General features: G+C 70.3%; 13 protein-coding genes. 6 read left to right on the top strand and 7 right to left on the bottom strand.

Annotated features, from left to right (window positions below):
- Positions 1-232: 232 nt before the first annotated feature.
- Entirely contained in the window at positions 233-1,252 is a 1,020-nt protein-coding gene (gene sepH / locus DEJ31_RS00335) for a septation protein SepH (protein ID WP_181433428.1), read from the top strand.
- Positions 1,253-1,420: 168 nt separating this feature from the next.
- Here the strand turns inward: sepH and DEJ31_RS00330 are convergent, their stop codons facing one another.
- On the bottom strand, positions 1,421-2,572 hold the full coding sequence (locus DEJ31_RS00330) for an alkaline phosphatase family protein (RefSeq protein ID WP_181433427.1): 1,152 nt from the start codon (positions 2,570-2,572) through the stop codon (positions 1,421-1,423).
- 43 nt (positions 2,573-2,615) lie between these two features.
- Here DEJ31_RS00330 and DEJ31_RS00325 point away from each other — a divergent pair, with 43 nt between their 5' ends.
- The gene (locus DEJ31_RS00325; RefSeq protein ID WP_111120942.1) at positions 2,616-5,102 is read left to right on the top strand and encodes a DNA topoisomerase (ATP-hydrolyzing) subunit A; all 2,487 of its coding nucleotides are present in this window, start codon (positions 2,616-2,618) and stop codon (positions 5,100-5,102) included.
- 113 nt (positions 5,103-5,215) lie between these two features.
- Here the strand turns inward: DEJ31_RS00325 and DEJ31_RS00320 are convergent, their stop codons facing one another.
- Entirely contained in the window at positions 5,216-7,423 is a 2,208-nt protein-coding gene (locus tag DEJ31_RS00320) for a type IIA DNA topoisomerase subunit B (RefSeq protein WP_111120941.1), read from the bottom strand.
- A gap of 39 nt (positions 7,424-7,462) precedes the next feature.
- On the opposite strand from DEJ31_RS00320, the gene DEJ31_RS00315 reads away from it, so the two are divergent.
- On the top strand, positions 7,463-8,632 hold the full coding sequence (locus DEJ31_RS00315) for an acyltransferase (RefSeq protein WP_111044238.1): 1,170 nt from the start codon (positions 7,463-7,465) through the stop codon (positions 8,630-8,632).
- A 48-nt stretch (positions 8,633-8,680) separates the two neighbouring features.
- Entirely contained in the window at positions 8,681-8,905 is a 225-nt protein-coding gene (locus DEJ31_RS00310; protein ID WP_110902441.1) for a hypothetical protein, read from the top strand.
- Positions 8,906-9,058: 153 nt separating this feature from the next.
- Here the strand turns inward: DEJ31_RS00310 and DEJ31_RS00305 are convergent, their stop codons facing one another.
- The 5 genes from DEJ31_RS00305 to DEJ31_RS00285 all read right to left on the bottom strand — a co-directional run bounded on the left by DEJ31_RS00305 (position 9,059) and on the right by DEJ31_RS00285 (position 14,876).
- On the bottom strand, positions 9,059-9,832 hold the full coding sequence (locus DEJ31_RS00305; protein ID WP_111120940.1) for a type 1 glutamine amidotransferase: 774 nt from the start codon (positions 9,830-9,832) through the stop codon (positions 9,059-9,061).
- Positions 9,829-11,091, bottom strand: a complete 1,263-nt coding sequence (locus DEJ31_RS00300) for a MurT ligase domain-containing protein (protein WP_111120939.1) — start codon at positions 11,089-11,091, stop codon at positions 9,829-9,831. The genes DEJ31_RS00305 and DEJ31_RS00300 overlap by 4 nt, the downstream gene beginning before the upstream one ends.
- 8 nt (positions 11,092-11,099) lie before the next feature.
- On the bottom strand, positions 11,100-12,413 hold the full coding sequence (locus tag DEJ31_RS00295) for an RNA polymerase sigma factor (RefSeq protein ID WP_110902444.1): 1,314 nt from the start codon (positions 12,411-12,413) through the stop codon (positions 11,100-11,102).
- Between the two features lie 171 nt (positions 12,414-12,584).
- Complete coding sequence (locus DEJ31_RS00290; protein WP_110902445.1) at positions 12,585-13,904, bottom strand: nitrate/nitrite transporter; 1,320 nt, start codon at positions 13,902-13,904, stop codon at positions 12,585-12,587.
- A gap of 54 nt (positions 13,905-13,958) precedes the next feature.
- Positions 13,959-14,876: a proteasome assembly chaperone family protein gene (locus DEJ31_RS00285; protein WP_110902446.1), complete on the bottom strand. Its 918-nt coding sequence runs from the start codon at positions 14,874-14,876 to the stop codon at positions 13,959-13,961.
- Positions 14,877-15,027: 151 nt separating this feature from the next.
- On the opposite strand from DEJ31_RS00285, the gene DEJ31_RS00280 reads away from it, so the two are divergent.
- Entirely contained in the window at positions 15,028-16,533 is a 1,506-nt protein-coding gene (locus DEJ31_RS00280) for a leucyl aminopeptidase (protein ID WP_111120938.1), read from the top strand.
- 171 nt (positions 16,534-16,704) lie between these two features.
- Complete coding sequence (gene lpdA / locus DEJ31_RS00275; RefSeq protein WP_110902448.1) at positions 16,705-18,078, top strand: dihydrolipoyl dehydrogenase; 1,374 nt, start codon at positions 16,705-16,707, stop codon at positions 18,076-18,078.
- Positions 18,079-18,119 lie beyond the last annotated feature (41 nt).

Here is an 18,119-nt window from a genome sequence, read left to right as displayed (position 1 = left end):
CGCCGGATTCGGCGGCGACAGTTTGCACCACGGCCCGTCCGAGTGCAAACCGAGTACTCGAGCGGTGCGTTCTGGCCGTGCAACCCGGCGCGCATCCCGACCATTCCCGAAGCCGGGGACGAGACGCACGGCACGCCGTGCGCCTGCGCGGAAAGTGCTGCAGCGGCCTGCATACTCCTCGGGTACGACGCACGACCGTACGCAGGCAGCGGAAGGCGGAACCATGCAAGACGTGAGAGTCATCGGAGTCGAATCCGGGTCACTCCTCCTGGCGACCGACGGCGGGACCGAGTTCCGGCTGCCCGTCACCGCGTCCCTCCCGGGTCAGGTCCGGCAGGCGAACCCCGACTCCGGGCCGCAGAAGCGCGTGTCACCGAAGGACGTGCAGGCGCGCATCCGCAGCGGTTCCGACGCCGCCGACGTCGCCGCGTCCCTCGGCGTCGAGGTCGACTACGTCCGCCGGTTCGAGGGTCCGGTCCTCGCCGAGCGCGCGTTCGTGCTCGACGCCGCCCGCCGGGTCAGCGTGACCCCGGTCGACGACGCGTCGCCGGACACCTTCGGCGAAGCCATCACGGCCCGCCTGGAGGCCGGGGACGCCACCGACATCGCCTGGTCGAGCTGGAAGCACGTCGAGAACGGCTGGCAGGTCCAGGTCCGGTACACCGCTGCCGAGGTCGCGCACGACGCCCAGTGGCGCTTCGACCCGAAGACCGCAACGCTCGTGCCGGACAACGGCGACGCGCACCGCCTGTCGCACACCGAGGACGAGGGCATCGCCCCGCGTCTCCGCGCCGTCGAGTACGAGCGTCAGGACGAGGACGGCACCCGCTTCGACTCCGGCGCCTTCCACGTCGAGGAGGCCGCAGCCGCCGAGGAGCCCACAGCCCCCGAAGCCGTCGAGCGCACCGCACTGCGCCCGCCGCTCCCCCGCATCGGCACCTCGTACGTCGAGGAGCGCGCGCCCGGCAACGAGACCGCCGACCTGCTGGAGGCCCTCCGCCGCCGCCGGGGTGAGCGCGAAGCCGCGACCTTCCCGGACCAGCAGGACGCCCCGCGCGGCACCTCGGTCGGCGTCGTCGACCTGCCTGTGTCGCCCGTCGACGACTCGGACACTGCCCCGCAGCCGGAGGCCCGCCCCACGGCCGTCCCGGACGCCGACGGCCGGTCCGACCGCCGCAAGCGCAACCGTCGCGCCATGCCCAGCTGGGACGAGATCGTCTTCGGCACCCGCCCGGACGACGACACCGTCTGACCCGTCCTGCCGACCGACCGGTCAGGAGGCCCGTCCCGCGTCCGTGGGGCGGGCCTCCTGTCCGTCCCGGCCTCAGTCCGTGCCGGCCCCGTCGGTTGCGGCGTCCGTTGCGGCGTCCGGACCGCCCGGGCCCCGGTCGGTCAGCGCTCCAGTCCGTCTGCGCGCGGGCTACTGGGCGAACGCGCCGGCCAGGCGCAGCGGGACGAGCAGTTCGTCGTCACTCATCGCCCCGTGCTGGCCGATCATCCGGCCGGGCTCCGTGCCCTCCGGGACCCCGCGGTCGTCGTTGAACGCCCACGACCCCTTCGCGACGAGCAACACGTCGCCGATCCGCGGCAGGACCTCCGGGTCGACCGGCCCGAACCACCCGGCGGCCACGGCCTCTGCCCGGCTGGCGACCACCGCACGCTTGCCCAGCGACGCCCGGAACGCCTCGACGAGCGCTGGCACGTCCGTTCCCGGCGCAACGGTCAGCTGACGGCAGCGCGGGTCGCCCGCCACGCCGACGACGTCCACCAGGAGTTCCGGGTCCATCGGGACGTTCGCGTGCGGCGGCACGTCGAGCACGCCGTGGTCCGCGGTGACGAGCACCCCGACGTCGGGCGCGATGCGGTCGGCGAGGCGGGACAGCTCGGCGTCCACGAGCTCGAGCGCCGCGGTCCACCGGTCGGACTGCCAGCCGTGCTTGTGCCCGATCGAGTCGAGCTCCGGGATGTAGAGGTAGACGATCTGCTGCCCGGTCCCGGTCGCGTCGAGCGCGGCGTCGATGCGGGCCGGGATCGTGTCGCCGGCCACGAAGCGCGCACCACCGAGGACGTTCGCCGTCATGCCCGAGGACCGGTAGCGGCTCGGGGCGACGACGACCGGGTCCACACCGAGGTCCGACGCCGCGGTGAACACCGTCTCGGAGCGCAGCCACCCCGCGGGGACCTCGGTGTCCCACCCACTGAGCAGGTTCATCACCCGCGACTCGTCCGGGTTCCACCCGCTGTACCCGACGACACCGTGCGCACCGGGTGGCCGGCCGGTCGTGAGCGTCGTCAGCGCCGCGGCGGTCGTCGTCGGGAAGCCGCTGCGCAGGCGCTTCTTCGTCGCGGTGAGGAAGCGCGCGTGACCGGCCCGTGCCGCGAGGGCGTTCGCGCCGAGGCCGTCGACCAGCACGACGATCGCGGAACGGGCGGGACGGAGGGTGATCCGGGCCTCCCGGCCGGTGTCCCGCAACCAGGCCTCGTCGGCGGCGCCCAGCGCGACGAGGCAACTCGGCAGCACGTCGGCGAGGTTCACAACGGCGTCGGGGGCCGTCGGTACGCTTGTTCCCACCCCCAGAGTCTTCCAGATCGAGCTGGGTCGGCAGGAAGGTGCCATGGCACGCACGGACGTCGTCGGACTGCCCGACGGTGAGCGCATCGAGGACGTCGACGTCTCGGAGGAGATGCAGGGCTCCTTCCTGGAGTACGCGTACTCGGTCATCTACTCACGCGCGCTCCCGGACGCCCGTGACGGCCTGAAGCCCGTGCAGCGCCGCATCCTCTACCAGATGGCGGAGATGGGCCTGCGGCCGGACCGCGGCCACGTGAAGAGCGCCCGCGTCACCGGTGAGGTGATGGGGAAGCTGCACCCGCACGGCGACGGCGCGATCTACGACGCGCTCGTCCGGCTCGCGCAGCCGTTCACCATGCGCGTGCCGCTGATCGACGGACACGGCAACTTCGGCTCCCTCGACGACGGCCCGGCTGCTGCCCGGTACACCGAGGCGCGCCTGGCCGAACCGTCGATGGCGATGACGGAGGGGCTCGGCGAGGACGTCGTCGACTTCGTGCCCAACTACGACAACCAGATCATGCAGCCGAGCGTGCTGCCGGCGGCCTTCCCGAACCTGCTCGTCAACGGCGCGTCCGGCATCGCGGTCGGCATGGCGACGAACATGGCGCCGCACAACCTCGGCGAGGTCGTCGAGGCCGCGAAGCACCTGCTCATGCACCCGCGGGCCACGCTCGAGGAGCTCATGGAGTTCGTCCCGGGTCCGGACCTGCCCTCCGGCGGGACCATCGTCGGGCTCTCCGGGGTCCGTGACGCCTACGCGACCGGTCGCGGGACCTTCCGGACCCGGGCGAAGGTCTCGGTCGAGAACCTCACCCCGCGCAAGTCCGGGCTGGTCGTCACCGAGCTGCCCTACCTGGTCGGGCCCGAGCGGGTCATCGAGAAGATCAAGGACGGGGTGCAGTCGAAGAAGCTCGTCGGCATCTCGGACGTCAACGACCTGACCGACCGCAACCACGGCCTCCGGCTCGTCATCGGCATCAAGTCCGGCTTCAACCCGACGGCCGTCCTCGAACAGCTCTACAAGCACACGCCGCTCGAAGAGAACTTCGGGATCAACAACGTCGCTCTGGTCGACGGCTCGCCCCGTACGCTCGGGCTCCGCGACCTGCTCGACGTCTACGTCAAGCACCGCCTGTCCGTGGTCACCCGGCGCTCCCAGTACCGGCTGGCCCGACGTCGTGAGCGCCTGCACCTGGTCGAGGGGCTGCTCATCGCGATCCTCGACATCGACGAGGTCATCCAGGTCATCCGCACCTCCGACGACTCCGAAGCCGCACGGAACCGGCTCCGCGACGTCTTCGACCTGTCGGAGGTGCAGGCCGAGTACATCCTCGAGCTCCGTCTGCGCCGTCTGACGAAGTTCTCGCGCATGGAGCTCGAGGGCGAACGCGACCAGCTGCTCGCCGACATCGCCGCGCTCGAGGAACTGCTCGCGTCCGACGAACGGCTGCGCGCCCAGGTCGCGACCGAGCTGACCGCGGTGTCCGAGGAGTTCGCCACGCCCCGCCGCACCCTGCTCACGGAAGCCGACGCGCCCGTCCGTGGCGGTCGGAAGGCCACGGTGGACCCGGAGTCGCTCCAGGTCGCCGACGCCCCCTGCCGCGTGCTGCTCTCGACGACCGGACGACTCGTCCGTGTCGACATCCCCGCCGCGGAGTCTGGCATCGTGCACGTGCCGAAGCGCTCGAAGCACGACGCCGTACGCTCCGCCGTCGTCAGCACCGTCCGCGGGCAGGTCGGCGCGCTCACCTCGACCGGGCGTGTCGTGCGGTTCTCCCCCGTGGACGTCCCGGCCGTCCCGCCCGCGTCGGTGCGGCTCGACGCCGGAGTCCGGGTCAGCGACTACCTCGGTGTCCCGAAGAGCGAGACCGTGGTCGCCCTCGTGTCGCTCGACGCGTCCGTCGCGGACTCGGTCGCCATCGGCACCGCGCAGGGCATCGTCAAGCGCGTCGTGCCGGCGGCCTGGCCCGACAAGCCGGACTTCCCCGCCATCGGGCTGAAGCCGGGCGACCACGTCGTCGGCGCCACCCAGGCACCCGAGTCGGACGACCTGGTGTTCATCACCTCGAACGCCCAGCTGCTCCGGTTCCCGGCCGCCGCCGTCCGACCGCAGGGCCTCCCGGCCGGCGGCGTCGCGGGCGTGTCGCTCGCCGGTGGTGCCACCGTGGTCTGGTTCGGCTCCGTCGCCCTGACCGAGGACACCGTCGTCGCCACCGTCTCCACCACCTCGAGCGCCCTGCCGGGCACCGACGCGGGTCGCGCCAAGGTCTCCGCCCTCACCGAGTTCCCGGCGAAGGGCCGTGGCACGCAGGGCGTCCGGGCACACGCGTTCCTCAAGGGCGAGGACGGCCTCAGCGTCGCCTGGGCCGGCGTCGCGCCGCCGCATGCGGTCGGCTCGGACGGTGCTGCCCGGACCCTGCCGGACTGGCTGTCGAAGCGCGACGGGTCGGGCAGTCCGCTCGATGCCGAGGTCGTCACCATCGGTGGCAGTGCCGCCGCCGTCGACGGGACCCCGGGCGAGGTCTGACACGCCTTCGTCTCCGCGAGACGCCGCCGTGACTGCGAGACGCCGCCGGATTCGGCGGCGTCCCGACATCGTGGCGGCGTCTCGACGTCATGGCGGCGTCTCGACGTCACCGGTCAGGCGTCGATGCGCTCGCGGTCCAGTCCCTCGCCCGCCAGGATGAACTCCTTGCGCGGCGCGACGTCGTTGCCCATGAGCAGCTCGAACACCTTCGCCGCCGACTCCGCGTCCGACACGTTCACCCGACGGAGCGTCCGGTGCGCACGGTCCATCGTCGTCTCGGCCAGCTGGTCGGCGTCCATCTCGCCCAGCCCCTTGTACCGCTGGATCGGCTCGAGGTACTTCTTGTTCGACCGCTCGAGCTTCTTCAGCAGCGTCGTGAGCTCCTGCTCGGAGTACGTGTAGAGCGTGTCGTTCGGCTTGCCACGGTTCACCACGACGACCCGGTGCAGCGGTGGCACTGCGGCGAACACCCGACCCTGCTCGATCATCGGACGCATGTAGCGGAAGAACAGCGTCAACAGGAGCGTGCGGATGTGGGCGCCGTCGACGTCTGCGTCGGACATGATGATGACCTTGCCGTACCGGGCCTGGTCGAGCTCGAACGTGCGCCCGGACCCGGCGCCGATCACCTGGATGATCGACGCGCACTCGACGTTCGAGAGCATGTCCGACACGGACGCCTTCTGCACGTTGAGGATCTTGCCGCGGATCGGCAGGAGCGCCTGGTACTCGCTGTTCCGGGCGAGCTTCGCGGTACCCAGGGCCGAGTCACCCTCGACGATGAACAGCTCGGTGCCCTCGACGTCGTTCGACCGGCAGTCCGCGAGCTTCGTCGGCAGCGAGGAGTTCTCGAGCGCGTTCTTGCGGCGTTGCGTCTCCTTGTGCGCACGGGCCGAGATGCGCGTCTTCATCTCGGCGACGACCTTCTCGAGGAGTCCGGCTGCCTGTGCCTTCTCGGTGCGCTGCGTCGAGGTGAGGATCTCGGTCATCCGCTTCGACACGACCGAGTCGACGATGCGTCGGACCGCCGGTGTGCCGAGGATCTCCTTGGTCTGTCCCTCGAACTGCGGCTCGGGCAGCCGGACGGTCAGCACGGCGGTGAGACCGGCGAGCACATCGTCCTTCTCGAGCTTGTCCTGACCGACCTTCAGCTTGCGGGCGTTCGCCTCGACCTGGGTGCGGACCGCCTTGACCAGACCTGCTTCGAAACCCGTCTGGTGCGTCCCGCCCTTCGGCGTGGCGATGATGTTGACGAAGCTGCGGAACATCGTCTCGTAGCCGTCGCCCCACCGCAGAGCGACGTCGACTTCACAGGTGCGCTCGACCTCGGTGGAGACCATGTGGCCCTTGTCGTCGAGCATCGGCACGGTCTCCCTGAAGGTGCCGGAACCCTGGATGCGCCAGACGTCGGTCTTCGCGCCGTCGACCGCCAGGTGCTCGACGAACTCGCCGATGCCGCCCTCGTAGCGGAAGCGCTCGACGACCGGGCCCTGCTCCACGCGGGCGCTCGGCTCGCCGTCCAGGGGCGGCGCCGCCAGCGCGGCTCGTTCCGCGGCGGCCGACATCGAGGCGGGGCGGGCATCGGTGATGGTCAACCCGAGTCCGGGGACCAGGAACGCCGTCTGACGTGCCCGGTTCACCAGGTCGCCGGTGCTGAACGCGGCGTCCTTCGTGAAGATCTGCCGGTCCACCCAGTACCGCACCCGGGTGCCGGTGACGCCCTTCTTCACCTTGCCGATGACCCGGAGTTCGCTGCCCGAGGTGAACGGCGCGAACGGCGCGTCAGGCCCGATGCCCTGCGCGTCGTCGAAGATGCCGGGCTCCCCACGGTGGAACGACATGGCGTAGGTCTTGCCGCCCCGGTCGACCTCGACGTCGAGGCGCTCCGACAGCGCGTTCACGACGGAGGCACCGACCCCGTGCAACCCGCCGGAGGCCGCGTACGACCCCGAGCCGAACTTGCCGCCGGCGTGCAGCTTCGTGAACACGACCTCCACCCCGGTCAGGCCGGTCTTCGGTTCGACGTCGACGGGGATGCCACGAGCGACGTCGGAGACCTCGACCGACCCGTCCGCGTGCAACGTCACCCCGATCTCGTCACCGTGCCCCGCGAGGGCTTCGTCGACCGAGTTGTCGATGACCTCCCACAGGCAGTGCATCAGGCCGCGGGAGTCCGTCGAGCCGATGTACATGCCGGGACGCTTCCGGACCGCCTCGAGTCCTTCGAGGACGGAAAGATGCCGTGCGGAGTAGTCGGAGCTCACCTGACGAGCGTATCGAGCATCGCCGACACGGCAGGGAGGCGCGGGCGAAATACACATGGTTCACCAGCAGAAGCAGAAAGCATGTAGTACTTCAGTATGAAACCGACACGGGCGTCGCGGACGCTTGCCTCGACCTTCGACCCAGCCGCGAACTCCTTGAACGCCGCCCGACTGCTGTTCGCCGGACTGGTGCTCGTGTCGCATGCGGTGGGGATGGCCGGGGTGTCCGCCGAGCCCGAGCTCGGCGGGATGACCGTGGGACGTTGGGGTGTGATGGGTTTCTTCACCGTGTCGGGGTACCTCATCTGCCGGAGTCGCGACAACACGCGGTCGATGCTCGACTTCGCCGAGGCCCGCGCGGCTCGCATCCTCCCCGGACTGTTCGCCACCCTCCTCGTCACCGCCTTCGTCTTCGCCCCGATCTCGGTCGGATACGAACCCGACGCGAGGTGGGACCCGTCGAGTGCCGTCCGGTACGTCCTCCACAACGCGCCGCTCTACCCGCCGAGGTTCCTGCAGGAGGGCATCGACGACACCCTGGTCGGCGTGCCGTACGAAGGCATCTGGAACGGCTCACTGTGGACGCTCTTCTGGGAGGCCGCCTGCTACGTCGCGGTCGCTGTCGCCTTCTCGCTGGTCCCGGTACGGGTCCGACGCGTGACCTCGGTCGTCGCCCTCGCCGTCGCGATGATCGCGGCGCTCCCGAACACCCTCGGGATCATCGAGTACCCCGGCCTCGGTTCGGCCATCGACGTCTGTGTCGCGTTCGCAGCGGGTGCCGTCGCATACTTCTGGGCCGGCGCGATCCGTGTCTCGGCAGTCACGGTCGTGGCGCTGCTCACGGTGATCGCGGCGTCGATCGTGACCGGGACGAGTGCGGACATCGCTCCACTCCCGTTCATCATCCTGCTGCTCCCGCTCAGCACGGCAGTACCCCTGCATCGGGTTGGATCACGGTTCGACGCCTCGTACGGCTTCTACGTCTACGCCTGGCCCGTGCAACAACTCACCTGCCTCGCACTCGGTCCGGTGCTGCCGTTCCCACTCCTGTTGATCCTGCAGATCCTGTCGACTCTCGGCTTGGGGTACCTGTCCAGTCTGCTCGTCGAGCGACCGGCGCAACGTCGGGCGCGGGCGCGCCGCCTGCGCCGTGCGGTGCAGCACGAACAGCTCCGCAGCCGTCCCGACACTCGTACTGGGGATGATCGGTCCGCGCTGAGCGAAATGAGCGCCCCGGATGCCGCACATCCAGGCAGGACGTGTTGAGATGGTGCAACCAAGAAGCACCACCTGCAATCCGTGAGGAGCACAGCAATGACCCAGACCGTGCAGGACCTCTCCATCGACGAAGTCAGCAACCACCAGCTCACCGCTGCCGACCGGTGTGACAGCTGCGGAGCGCAGGCGTACATCCGAGCCACCATGGCGAGCGGCGAACTGTTCTTCTGCGCCCACCACGGCGCTGAGTTCAAGGACAAGCTCGCCGCCACCGCGATCGAGTGGCACGACGAGAGCAGCCGACTCCACGAGTCGAAGTAAGCGCGACGCACCACACGACGGGCCCGGATCCACATGGATCCGGGCCCGTCGTCGTCCTGGCATCCGTCATGTGACGGACGAAACCGCCTGGAGGCACGGCACCGGTCTCCCACACCGATGCCGGGCCTCCAGGCGGCCGCCGTCGACCACCGGCTACGCGATGCGCTTGAACGCCTTGTCGACGTACCGGTCGATCGTGGCGCGGGCTTCACGTGCGTACTCGTCGATCGTCGCCGTCCGACCCGGGTCCGGCGTGTAGTCGCGGCCGAGTCGGGCCGTCGCCGCGGCGAGCACCGCGTCGGTCAGCTGCGGGTTGAGCGGCAGGATCGGCCCCTGCGTGTGCGTGCCGAACGAGTTGCCGGTGACGGCACCCTCGACCGGCGAACCAGCCTGGTTGCCCCCACCGGAGACGACGTCCGCGAACGGCGCGACGCCGTCGGCGAGCTCGATGCGCGCAGCGTGGTCCTCGAAGCCGGCCAGCCGGGTCGACGCTCCCGGCAGCAGCGGGTACCGCGACTCGAGGACGAGGTAGTTCACACGGCGCTCTGCCCCACGAACGGCTCGGGCGTCGAACACGCCGAAGCCGTCGATCGGGGCGCCGTCGGTCGGGACGACCTGGTTCGTGGCGAGGTCGAACCCGCCGCCGACCGCCACCACCGGCACCCCGGCGGTCGCGAAGTCGCGCAGGACCGGACCGACCCGGGTGACGTCCGTACCGAGCGAGCGCATCGCGCTGAGCGGTCCGTTGCCCACCACCACCACATCGGCCGCCGAGGGCAACTCGTCGCCCGGGGCGTACTCGACGACCTCGGTGACGATGTCGGCGGTGGCGGCGCGACGGACGAGGGCTGCGACGTTGCCGCGGTCCCCCGACACCCCCATCTGCCGCGGGTAGACGTGCAGGATGGTCAGGCGATCGGCCGTCATGCGGTCTTCTCCATGTCCGGGTGGCCGAGGGCCTTCCGGGCGATCATCATGATCTCGTAGTTGACGATGAAGTTCTTCGTGCCCGTCGTCGTGGCGCCGAGGCCCTGCATGTGCCGGATCGCCGACTCGACGTCAGGCTCGACACGACCGATGCGGACACCGGCGTGCTCGAGGGCGATCGCGATCTGCCAGGCCTTGTCGCCCGAGACGACGTCGACGTGGTCGAGCTTCGAGAAGTCGATGTCGTAGATCCAGGAGATGTCGGGCGTGCCCTCGTCGATCGCCATGAGGACCTGCTCCGGGTGCGCCGGCAGGGCGTCGAGGTTGAGCTGCAGGCTCGCGGCGTTCTTGAACATCGTGAACTCGGCGGACTCACCGGCGATCGGCAGTCGCTCGCCACGACCGTAGGCCGGCTTCATCCGCTCGAACGCCTTGGTGACGGCGGCCGGACGGAACTGGTCGCCCAGTGCGGCACTGGCCGTCGCAGCGGCAGCGGCGGCGTCCACCGCGTAGTGGAGGCCGCGGGCCGGCAGGCGGACCGGGATCTCGGAACCCGCGAACGCGATGGTGGCGCCGTCCCCGGTGAAGGCCACGACCTCGGCGTCGGCGGTCGTCCGTGCCCGGTCAGCAGCGGCGACGAAGTCGTCGGCGTTCTGCAGGCCGTTCGGGGCGGCAGCGACCACCTCGGTGCTCGCGCCGAACCGCAGGACCCGTTGCCCGTCGACGGCCAGGTAGGCGTCGAGGAACTGGTCGTCGTGGTTCGTGATGACGTTCGCGGTCGACAGCGCGGCCGTGTCGAGCATCATCGTCGCGACCCGCTCGGTCTCGAAGAACCGGTAGAGCTGGTCGACCTGGACGTTGAGCATCGTCACCGTGGACGGCGACAGGATGCCGGCGAGTTCGACGGCGAAGGCCTCGTCGACCTCGAGGATCCCGATGTCCGCCTTGAGCTTGCCGCCAAGCGAGACCTGGGAAAGCAGGGCCGACGCGATGCCCTGCGGCAGGTTGGCACCGGACGGGTTCGTGAAGACCCGCAGACCGTGCGCCCGCACGATCTCCGAGATCATGTGGGTCGTCGTCGACTTGCCGTTCGACCCCAGCACGAAGACGACACCGTTGGGGAACTGCCGCGTCACGTGCTGCAGGAAGTCCGGCACCAGCTTGAGGACGATGTAGCCCGGGTAGGCGGACCCGCCGCCCCGCGCTCGCGCGAGGGCACGGAGGATCCGCCCGACCAGGATCGGGACCACGAAACGCACCGGTCGGCCTACTCGAGGTAGTCGCGGAGCGACTGCGACCGGGACGGGTGGCGGAGCTTCGCCATCGTCTTCGACTCGATCTGGCGGATGCGCTCACGCGTGACGCCGAACGTGTCGCCGATCTGGTCGAGGGTCTTCGGCTGGCCGTCGCCCAGGCCGAAACGCATCCGGATCACGCCGGCCTCGCGCTCGGAGAGGGAGTCGAGCAGGCTCTCGAGCTGCTTCTGCAGCATCGTGAAGCCCACCGCGTCGGCCGGGACGACCGCTTCGGTGTCCTCGATGAGGTCACCGAACTCGGAGTCGCCGTCTTCACCGAGCGGGGTGTGCAGGGAGATCGGTTCGCGACCGTACTTCTGGACCTCGACGACCTTCTCGGGCGTCATGTCGAGTTCTCGGGCGAGCTCTTCGGGCGTGGGCTCGCGACCGAGGTCCTGCAGCATCTGCCGCTGGACACGGGCCAGCTTGTTGATGACCTCGACCATGTGCACCGGGATGCGGATGGTGCGGGCCTGGTCGGCCATCGCGCGGGTGATGGCCTGACGGATCCACCAGGTCGCGTAGGTCGAGAACTTGAAGCCCTTGGTGTAGTCGAACTTCTCGACGGCACGGATCAGGCCCAGGTTGCCCTCCTGGATGAGGTCGAGGAACTGCATCCCACGGCCCGTGTAGCGCTTCGCGAGCGAGACGACCAGTCGGAGGTTCGCACCGAGCAGGTGCGACTTCGCGCGCTGACCGTCGCGGGCGACCCAGCGCAGCTCGCGCTCGGCCGGCTTCGACAGCCCCGTCGAGTGCTGCAGCTTGTCCTCGGCGAACAGGCCGGCCTCGATGCGCATCGCGAGCTCGACCTCTTGCTCGGCGTTGAGCAGCGCGACCTTGCCGATCTGCTTGAGGTAGTCCTTCACCGGGTCGGCGGTGGCACCCGTGATGGTCGTCGAGTAGACCGGCGCTTCGTCGTCGTCGGTCTGTGAGATGACGAGCGCGCCGGCGGCGACCGCGGCGGTGTCCGTCGCGGGCTTCGCAGCCGAGTCGTCGTCCGAGTCCTCGGTCGCGTCGTCGGTCGTCTCGGTGGCGTCCTCGGCCACCTCGACCGGCGTCTCGTCCTCGGCGCCCTCTTCGTCGTCCTCCGAGGCGGCGGCCTTCTTGCCACTCGCCTTCTTCGGAGCCGCCTTCTTCGGGGCGGCCTTCTTGGCGGCGGCGGTGGTCCTGGTGGCGCGCTTCTTCGGCGCGGCCGTGCCCTCCGTCGTGTCCGTGGCGTCTTCCGCCACGACGCCGTCGGGCGTGGTGTCCTTCGTGGGATCGACCGTCGTGCTCCGGGCAGCCATGCGATCACCTTCCTCGTCGTGCCACGTTCCTGGGGTCGTGGCCTTCCCTCGCCGCCCAGGGCCACCGCCGCGGTACCCCGCGTCGTCTGGTCCTACCGTTCCGGGCAGCACTAGGACCCATGTCAAGTCCCCCGACGCTGAACGCGGGGAACCCGAAAGGGTCCGTGATCATTATTGCACGCGTCCTTTCCGGAACCGTGCAACGAGTGCAACCCACAGTGGAGCCACCCGTATTCCGTCCTCCGCGTGCAGCCGTGCCCGCGTCCGACGGCGTGCCAGGAGCAGCATCACCACTCCGAACCCGACGACCACGTACTGGACGGTCATCGCGACGCGGAAGTTCTGCCAGGCGAACGTGTCGGTGCCGGACGCCGCCGCGAGCACGTCGAGCAGCGACCCGATCGCGAACATCATCACGAAGGCCGCGAGGAACCCGCCGACGTTCACCACGCCGTTCGCGGACCCGAGTGAGCCGACCGGGTTGAAGGACCGGGCGAAGTCGAACCCGATGAGGGAGCCCGGCCCGCCGACCCCCATCGCCACGACCAGCAGGACGAGGACCCACGTCGGCGGCTGGCCCGGCCAGAGCAACACCGCCGTCCACACCACACCGAGCGCGGCGACGATGCCGAGCACCAGGTTGGAACGCCGCATCGGGAACCGCGCGCAGAGCAGGCCGAGGACCGGGCCGGCGACGAACCCGACGACGACGATCACGGTGAGGAAAGTGGCTGCCTCGGTCGCCGAGTAGCCCAGACCGCGGAGCATCGGGACGCCCCAGAGCAGGCTGAACACCGTGCCGGAGGACTGCGTCACGTAGTGCGACCAGAAGCCGAGCTGTGTGCCTGGCCGGCGGAGGGCGTGGCCGAAGGTGTGGAACGCGGCGCCCCACGAGTGCGGGAGCGGGATCGTGTCGGTGCGCACCACGACCGGACCCGCGCGCACGAACACCGCCGCCAGGACGAGCCCCACGGCACTGGCGATCGCCGCGAACCCGAACGCCGCGTCCCACCCGACGGTGTGCAGGAGCAGGGCGAACGGGAACGCCGAGACGATCTGTCCGACCTGCCCGAGGTTGCCCGTCCACTGCGAGATCTGCGGCAGGAGGGACCCGCTGAACCACATCGGCAGCAGACGCATCACCGAGATGAACGTCATGGCGTCGCCGGCACCGACGAGCACCCGCCCGACGATCGCCGGCCCGATCGTCGGCGACAGCGCGACGACGGCCTGGCCGATCGTCAGCAGCAGGGCACCGAGGAGCACCAGGCGACGTGGTCCCACCCGGTCGAGGGCGATGCCCACCGGGATCTGCAGCCCCGCGTACACCGCGATCTGCACGACCGCGAGTGTGGACAGGACGGCAGCGGACACGGCGAAGCGGTCCTGCGCGTCCACCCCGGAGACCCCCAGGGACGACCGCTGCATGACCGCCAGGACGTAGGCCAGGACGGCGACGCCCCAGACGACGAAGGCTCGGCGGGAGTTCACCCGACCAGGCTAGCGAGCGGCCGACGGGTACCCGCGCGGGTGGAGGCTCTGCGGTCAGTCGTCCTCAGCTGCGCTGCGGCGGTCCGCCAGGAACCGCTCGAGCTCCGCGGCGATCGAGTCCGCGGTCGGCACCTGCCCGTCCGCCCCGGTGAGCGGCGATGCGACCGGGTTGCCCTCCATGTACGTGTCGTGCCGCTGCTCGAGCGTGCTGACCAGGCGCTGCAGCTCGGCGTTGCCCGCGACCTGTTCGGCCACGCGCGCCAGGAACTCGCGCCCCTCTTCACGCAGCGCGTCCGTCGGGAAGATCAGACCCGTGGCGGCCGAGATGCCCGAGAGCGCCGCGACCGCGGCGTCCGGGAACTCCGTGTCGGAGAGGTAGTGCGGGACGAGCAGCACCAGGCCGGTGACCTGCTGTCCGAGCCCCGCCAGACGGTGCTCGACCAGGTGCAGGACGTTCGCCGGCGCCTGGGTCTCGGGCTTCCAGACGCTCATCGACTCGACGAGGTCAGCACGGGTGCCGGACACCGTGACGCCGATCGACCGCGTGTGCGGCACCGGCATCGGGATCGCCTGGACCCACGTCGTGTCGGCGACCTGCAGGTCCTCGGCCAGGTCGACGACCGCCTGGACGAACCGGTTCCACTGGAAGTCCGGCTCGTAGCCGGACAGGAAGAGGAAGGGCTGCCCGAGCTCGTCACGGACGAGGTGCAACGTCAGCCGCGGCGGCTCGACGGCCGTGATGTGGTCGTGCTCGAACGTGATCACCGGACGACGGGCGCGCCAGTCGAGCAGGATGTCCGGGTCGAACTCGGCCACGAGTTGGGTCTCGAGCGAGCCGGTGATCGACGCCGTGATCTGCGCCACCGCCGAGCCCGCGTCCGCGAAGCCCGTCAGGGCAGCGACGAGGTGCAGCCCGGCAGGCACCGTCGGGGCGGAGACGTCGAGCGTGTAGAGGTCCTCGGGGTGGTTCATCGGGTCAATGCTAGGCGGGGCCGCCGACGCCACATGGTCGGGCGGCGACGCCGACAGCGAACAGGTGCAGAGCCTCCCGTCATCCGGCCGACGGGAGGCCCGTCCACCGCCCGTCGGTGGGCCGTCAGTTGGCCGTCAGTAGGCTGATCGCATGGTCCGACCGACGCTCTCCACCTCTTCTTCGTCCCCCTCCTCCGTCGACGCCGACGTCCTCGTGCTGGGCGTACGCCCGGGCACCGACGGCGCCCCGGCCACCCTCGTGCCGTCCGCCACGGGCCCCGTCGACGGACTCGCCGATCTCGACCTCGCCGCGGTCGGAGCGACCGGTGCGAAGGACCAGCTCGTCCGGATCCCAGGCGGGGCGTCCGTCGGCGTCGCCGCCGCGGGCATCGCCCTCATCGGTCTCGGCAGTGCAAGCGGACCGGCTGCCGTCCGCACCGCCGCCGGCAGCGCCGTGCGCCAGCTGCCGCACGTCGCCGCCATCGCCCTGGCCCTGCCCACGGAGGACGACTCCGCCGTCGCCGCGGCACTCGAGGGCGCCGCACTCGGCGCCTACTCGTTCACGCGACACAAGGGCGCCGGCACCACGGGCCCGACCCGTGGTGACCAGCGCATCACGGTCGTCGCTCCGGCCTCTGTCAGCGCCGACGCCACCGTGCGCCCGGCGATCGTCGCCGACGCCGCGGCCCTGGTCCGCGACATGGTGAACACCGCCGCCGGGGACCTCGGTCCGTCCGACGTCGCCGACGTCGCGGGATCGATCGCCGAGGGACTGCCCCTCACCGTCGAGGTCCTCGACGAGACCGCTCTCGCCGAACAGGGCTTCGGCGGGATCGCGGGCGTCGGCCAGGGGTCGGTCCGTCCGCCGCGACTCGTCGTCGTCCGGTACGAGCCGGTCGGCGCGACCAAGCACCTCGCGCTCGTCGGCAAGGGCATCACGTTCGACTCCGGCGGGCTGTCCCTCAAGCCGGCAGCGTCGATGCTCGGTATGAAGACCGACATGACCGGTGCGGCGACGGTCCTCGCAGCGACGGTCGCGGCTGCTCGCCTGGGCCTCGACACGAAGGTCACCGCCTGGCTCTGCCTCGCCGAGAACATGCCGTCCGGGTCGGCCATCCGCCCGGGTGACGTCCTGACGTTGAAGAACGGCAAGACCGTCGAGGTCACCAACACCGACGCCGAGGGCCGACTCGTCCTCGGTGACGGCATGGCCGCCGCGTCGCTCGAGCAGCCCGACGCGATCGTCGACATCGCCACCCTCACCGGAGCGCAGATGGTCGCCCTCGGAGACCGCACGACCGGCCTGATGGGCAGCGACGACCTGGTCACACAGGTCCGTGCGCTCGCCGACGCGGTCGCGGAGCCGATCTGGCCGATGCCGTTGCCGGAGGAGCTCGACGGCCGTCTCAGCAGCGACGTCGCCGACATGGTGAACGCCACCGTCGGACAGACCGCGGGCGGCATGCTGCTCGCCGCGAAGTTCCTGGAGCGCTTCGTCGGGCAGACCGCCGAGGGCACCACGATCCCGTGGGCGCACCTCGACATCGCCGGACCGTCGGAGAACCGCGGCGCGGGGTACGGCTGGCTCGGCAAGGGCGCGACCGGTGTGATGGTCCGCACCCTGGTCGCACTCGCAGAAGACCTGCAGTCCAAGTAGTAGGTTGGGTTCCGGCGGGGCCGCCGCGTCCGCGCGCGCTCCCCCGCCGGAACTGACGGGACGGGACCGGTACAGACGGTCCGACCGCCGGACGCCGCCGCGCGGTGTCCACCGGGACGGCGTCCAAGAGACACGAAGCCGCCCCCGACACGCACGAGGGAGTTGCACCAGGTGACGGAACAGACTTACGACGTCGTGGTCCTCGGTGGCGGCAGCGGCGGTTACGCCGCAGCGCTCCGAGCCGCTGAACTCGGGATGAGCGTCGCGCTCATCGAGGGCGACAAGCTCGGAGGGACGTGCCTGCACCGCGGCTGCATCCCGACGAAGGCACTGCTGCACTCGGCCGAGGTCGCCGACGCCACCCGTGACGCCGAGAAGTACGGCGTCGTCGCCGAGTTCGCCGGCGTGGACGTGCCGAAGGTCATCGAGTACCAGCAGGGCGTCATCAACTCGAAGTACAAGGGCCTCCAGGGTCTCATCAAGGCGCGAGGGATCACCGTCGTCGAGGGCTGGGGCCGTCTGACCTCGCAGAACACCGTGCAGGTCGGTGACCAGACCGTCACCGGTCGCAACGTCGTGCTCGCCACCGGTTCGTACTCGAAGTCGCTGCCCGGTCTCGAGATCGGCGGCCGGGTCATCACCTCGGAGACCGCCCTCCGCATGGACTACGTCCCGAACAAGGTCGTCATCCTCGGTGGTGGCGTGATCGGCGTCGAGTTCGCCAGCGTGTGGAAGTCGTTCGGGGCCGAGGTCACGATCGTCGAGGGCCTGCCGCACCTGATCCCGGCCGAGGACGAGTCGATGTCCAAGCAGCTCGAGCGCGCGTTCCGCAAGCGCGGCATCGACTTCTCTCTGGGTGTCCGGTTCGACCACGTCGACCAGCACGAGAACGGCGTCGTCGTGACGCTCGAGAACGGCAAGACCTACGACGGCGACGTCCTCCTGGTCGCCGTCGGCCGTGGCCCGCTCACGCAGAACGTCGGCTACGACGAGGTCGGTGTGGCCATGGACCGCGGGTTCGTCACGACGAACGAGCGGCTCGCCACCAACCTGCCGAACGTCTACGCCGTCGGTGACATCGTCCCCGGTCTGCAGCTCGCCCACCGCGGCTTCCAGCAGGGCATCTTCGTCGCCGAGGAGATCGCCGGTCTCAACCCGGTCGTCATCTCGGACAACAACATCCCGAAGGTCACCTACTCCGACCCCGAGGTCGCCTCGGTCGGTCTCTCGCAGTCGAAGGCCGAAGAGCAGTACGGCGCCGACAAGGTCGACACGTACGAGTACAACCTCGCCGGCAACGGCAGGAGCCACATCATCGGGACGTCCGGCGCGGTCAAGGTCGTGCGGGTCATCGACGGCCCCGTCGTCGGCGTCAGCATGATCGGCGCCCGCGTCGGCGAGCTCATCGGAGAAGCACAGCTCGCCGTCAACTGGGAAGCACACCCGGAGGACGTCGCGCCGCTCGTGCACGCGCACCCGACGCAGAACGAAGCCCTCGGCGAAGCCTTCCTGCACCTCGCGGGCAAGCCGCTCCACGCGCTGTGAGCAGCACCGTCGTGCGCACCACGAACACCACAACCCAGAAC

The sequence above is a fragment of the Curtobacterium sp. MCPF17_031 genome, from assembly GCF_003234035.1.
In the GTDB taxonomy this organism is placed as follows: domain Bacteria; phylum Actinomycetota; class Actinomycetes; order Actinomycetales; family Microbacteriaceae; genus Curtobacterium.
This window is presented reverse-complemented; position numbering and strand designations above follow the sequence as displayed.

What these genes read in the sequence shown, in the direction of transcription:
- DEJ31_RS00325 (WP_111120942.1), top strand. Translation starts at nt 2,616, where the DNA reads ATGGCACGCACGGACGTCGTCGGACTGCCCGACGGTGAGCGCATCGAG.
- DEJ31_RS00320 (WP_111120941.1), bottom strand. Translation starts at nt 7,423, where the DNA reads ATGTGTATTTCGCCCGCGCCTCCCTGCCGTGTCGGCGATGCTCGATAC.
- DEJ31_RS00315 (WP_111044238.1), top strand. Translation starts at nt 7,463, where the DNA reads ATGAAACCGACACGGGCGTCGCGGACGCTTGCCTCGACCTTCGACCCA.
- DEJ31_RS00310 (WP_110902441.1), top strand. Translation starts at nt 8,681, where the DNA reads ATGACCCAGACCGTGCAGGACCTCTCCATCGACGAAGTCAGCAACCAC.
- DEJ31_RS00305 (WP_111120940.1), bottom strand. Translation starts at nt 9,832, where the DNA reads ATGACGGCCGATCGCCTGACCATCCTGCACGTCTACCCGCGGCAGATG.
- DEJ31_RS00295 (WP_110902444.1), bottom strand. Translation starts at nt 12,413, where the DNA reads ATGGCTGCCCGGAGCACGACGGTCGATCCCACGAAGGACACCACGCCC.
- DEJ31_RS00285 (WP_110902446.1), bottom strand. Translation starts at nt 14,876, where the DNA reads ATGAACCACCCCGAGGACCTCTACACGCTCGACGTCTCCGCCCCGACG.
- DEJ31_RS00280 (WP_111120938.1), top strand. Translation starts at nt 15,028, where the DNA reads ATGGTCCGACCGACGCTCTCCACCTCTTCTTCGTCCCCCTCCTCCGTC.